Source organism: Sulfitobacter sp. L-8, from assembly GCF_056859255.1.
This window is the reverse complement of the sequence record NZ_JBSXOD010000039.1, coordinates 1-3,430: the sequence shown is the minus strand read 5'-3', so window position 1 is coordinate 3,430 and position 3,430 is coordinate 1. Positions and strand designations below refer to the sequence as shown.

Genomic DNA, 3,430 nt, shown 5'->3' with positions numbered 1-3,430 from the left:
GGATGAGGCAGAGATCGGCCGCATCCTCGATAACTTCGAGCGTCTTGCCAAAAAATGGACCCCGAAGCCGCGTAAACCAAAAGCCGTACCCGAACACCTCTGATCAATACGGCGCGCCCACGGCCTTCGCCGAATGGTTACGTGAGTTCATGGACGGCGCGCAGAACGTTGTCCTGATCGGCGGCCCCGGCACTGGAAAAACCCATATTGCCACCGCCCTCGGCGTGCAGGCCGTCGAACATCATCGCCGCAAGGTCCGCTTCTTCTCAACAATTGAGCTCGTTAACACGCTCGAACAGGAGAAGGCCAAAGGCAAAGCTGGGCATCTCGCCGAAAGCCTTGTCCGTCTTGATCTCGTGATCCTGGACGAACTCGGCTACCTGCCGTTCAGCGCATCAGGCGGCGCGTTACTCTTCCATCTGCTCAGCAAACTTTACGAACGCACCAGCGTTGTCATCACCACGAACCTGAGCTTCAGCGAATGGGCCACGGTCTTCGGTGATCCCAAAATGACGACCGCGCTCCTCGACCGCCTGACCCACCGCTGCCACATCCTTGAGACCGGCAATGACAGCTTCCGCTTCAAAGCCAGTGCAGCCGTAGCGGCGCGGAAACAGAGGGAGGGCAATGATATCTTGACCCAAGCCTGAAACCTGAAACATAACCTAAAGGTGGCTCACTTCTCGATGGAAAACCCGGCTCACTTTCGCGTGGAAATCTACACTGAAGTTCTTGAAAGCCGGCGAGAAGCGGATGATGCGCCCGCTGCGGCCTATCCCGGTGATGATACACGGCACGCGCTGGCCTATTGCGAGAACACGACCTGCAACCTGTGTCCTTACGCATCGGTTTGTACGGCTGTGATGCCCGAGGTGCGTGCCGCCAAAAGACAATCTGACCCTCAGGCGGGCCGCTAATGCGTCCCCTGCACCCAAAGAAGGAAACACCCCATGGCAGCGCGTAAAAGCTCCCTGCGGGACCTGGCCGCAAAATCCAGGAAGGATGGGTTGGCAGCTGCCAACACCGGTCCAGTGGCTGGCAGGATTGCCGAACTCGATCCTGCTATTGTCCATGCTGGCGGCTTGGAAGATCGCATTGATATCAGCCAAGAAGAAATCGCCATCTTGGCTGAAAGCCTACGTACGGCAGGCCAGAAAGTACCCGTATTGGTTCGGCCCCATCCACTGAGACCTGGGGAGTACGAGATCGTTGCTGGTCGACGGCGCCTTGCGGCCTGTCAGCTTGCAGGCTTGCATGTTCGCGCAGAGATCCAGGATCTCGACGATGCGTCGCTTGTGATGAGCCAGGCAATCGAGAACATTGCCCGGGAAGATCTGACTTACATTGAACGCGCCCGATTGGCCGTGCGTATGATCGACGAGGCACAGCTTGCGCCGACTGACATCGACATCGCCTTCTCGTGTGGAAAGACAGACAGATCACGGTATCTAAAGATCGGTCGCGGGGTCCCTGATGATATCCTTTCCTTCATAGGGAAGGCTTCAGGGATCGGGCGTCCTCGTTGGGAGAAGCTTGTCTCCCACATAGAGACTGACAAGGAGGCTCTGGGGCGTATGCGAGAAGTGTTGGCAGCTGCCAACACGGCGGATGACAACTTAGCTTCCTCTGATGCGCGCTTCACTTTGCTCTTCGATGCGGCTTTCCATACGGAGCCTACCCCTAAGCCTTCAGGGCCCAAGTCTTCTGCAGGTGAAGAGATATGGGTCGCCTCACACAACAAGCCTGTAGGGACAATCAAGCGTACCGGCAGCGGTGTGCAGCTTACCCTGCGCGATGCGCCTAAACCTGGGTTTCTTGATTGGCTTGCCAGCAATGGCCAACTTCTGGTCGATCAAATGCTCCGGGAATACGAGGCACAGGTGCCGAGCGATAGTAACGACCCTGTAGACGACAATATGGATAAAACATGAGCCGTAAAATGAAGGTCATCGCTGTCGCCACGCAGAAGGGTGGCGCTGGCAAGAGCACGATTTCTATCCATCTTGCGGTACAGGCGATGCAATCTAAGAAGAATGCTCAGGTCATTCTTCTGGATCTCGACCCCCAAGGGTCTGTGGCTGACTGGGCCAAGCTGCGTGAGCTTGAAGATCCCATCGTATTGCAGGCCATGCCGGGTAATCTCTCCGCATACCTTTCCCAAGCAGAAGATGACGGCGCTGATTACGTGGTGCTTGATACGCCTCCCCATGCTGGAGGCACAATCGACGCCGCGATCCGAGCTGCGGATCTGGTGGTCATTCCCATTCGTCCTGGGCCCTTCGACATCAATGCCGCGGCCGGCACGGTTGAGATCATGCAGCAAACCGGACGCCCCGGTCTTTTTGTGTTGAGCCAGGTGGCCGCCGTCGGCCCTGAAGGCGACGATACAGCAGCTGTCCTTCAAGATCTCTATCCTGATGTACCAGTGGCGAAAGCGCGGCTCGGCCAACGCAAAGCCTTTATGCAGGCCCTGATCTCCGGTCAGGCGATCACTGAGTTCGATCGGCCGAGCTCGAAGGCTGTTGGCGAGATCAAAGCCTTATTTCGTGAAGTCCAAAGCAGACTGCGGTAATCAGCAGCACCCTCAACTTGATTTTTTACGAGGAAGTTCGTATATTGACTAAGAAGATTGGATTTAAGGAGGCCAAGCGACGCGCGATAGAGGCTCTGCGCGACAAGACCTACGAGGTCGAGACGCGTCGTGAGATCGAAACAAAGAATTTGCTCTACTCCAACGCAGTGTCGGAGGAGGAAATCATTGACGTCATCAGTAAGTGCCGCGGTCAGGATCATGAGATGCGACCGCACCACATGGTCAAGACTGTCGACGTTCACATCCTTCGGAAGGAGGACTGGTACATCAAGTTCTACTTCCTCGATCCCAATACCATTTTTATCAGCGTTCACAGGTAGCACGCCATGAAGCTTTACAGTGCCGGGGACAAATCCAAGGCGATCTGCCAATCCTGCCAGGATGTGGTAGAGACCACGTTTCTCTATCGTGATGTCCCGTTTGATGATGGAACCGGGGTTGTGAAAGATATTTTGGCCTCTGTCTGCGATCACTGCGGCGAGGTGGTTGCGATCCCTGCCCAGTCCCTGCCTGCTATCCGGCGGGCGCAGAAGAACGTCGAGGTCTCCCTCGAGGCTCAGGTGCCTGCATCTGATATCGAGGTCCTCGACGCCGCAGCAACCCGCATTTCGGAACGCGCTTCGAAGCGCCATCGCAAACTTCTTTTGGCTTTCTATGTGCGGAAGATGTCCCAGAACCCCCAGGCCAGAGAACGACTTAGTCGACTCTGAACAACGTGATTCAGGCTGCAGCGGCTATGTATGAGCGGTGGTTTCCGACGGCCTTGCCCCTCGTTATTTGCATGGCGGTAAGGATTGCTGCGAGCAGATAGGCAAAAAGAGACCTCAGGTGGTTCAG

4 protein-coding genes and 2 pseudogenes are annotated in these 3,430 nt (G+C 56.2%); all 6 read left to right on the top strand.

From position 1 onward, the window contains the following. Positions 1-143: 143 nt before the first annotated feature. Positions 144-650, top strand: a pseudogene (gene istB / locus AC13DE_RS05955) (IS21-like element helper ATPase IstB); the annotation flags it as partial. A 36-nt stretch (positions 651-686) separates the two neighbouring features. Beyond that, the gene (locus AC13DE_RS05950) at positions 687-917 is read left to right on the top strand and encodes a hypothetical protein (protein WP_483047354.1); all 231 of its coding nucleotides are present in this window, start codon (positions 687-689) and stop codon (positions 915-917) included. Between the two features lie 30 nt (positions 918-947). After that, positions 948-1,931: pseudogene (gene repB, locus AC13DE_RS05945) on the top strand (plasmid partitioning protein RepB); the annotation flags it as partial. Further along, complete coding sequence (locus AC13DE_RS05940) at positions 1,928-2,572, top strand: AAA family ATPase (protein ID WP_237274060.1); 645 nt, start codon at positions 1,928-1,930, stop codon at positions 2,570-2,572. The pseudogene repB and the gene AC13DE_RS05940, both read left to right, overlap by 4 nt. A 44-nt stretch (positions 2,573-2,616) precedes the next feature. Next, entirely contained in the window at positions 2,617-2,913 is a 297-nt protein-coding gene (locus AC13DE_RS05935; protein WP_237274059.1) for a hypothetical protein, read from the top strand. A 6-nt stretch (positions 2,914-2,919) separates the two neighbouring features. Beyond that, positions 2,920-3,303 (top strand): hypothetical protein, encoded by a 384-nt coding sequence (locus tag AC13DE_RS05930; protein ID WP_483047353.1) that lies wholly within the window; start codon positions 2,920-2,922, stop codon positions 3,301-3,303. Positions 3,304-3,430: the final 127 nt, after the last annotated feature.

Coding starts and splice junctions, on each gene's coding strand:
- AC13DE_RS05930 (WP_483047353.1), top strand. CDS start 2,920: ATGAAGCTTTACAGTGCCGGGGACAAATCCAAGGCGATCTGCCAATCC.
- AC13DE_RS05950 (WP_483047354.1), top strand. CDS start 687: ATGGAAAACCCGGCTCACTTTCGCGTGGAAATCTACACTGAAGTTCTT.
- AC13DE_RS05940 (WP_237274060.1), top strand. CDS start 1,928: ATGAGCCGTAAAATGAAGGTCATCGCTGTCGCCACGCAGAAGGGTGGC.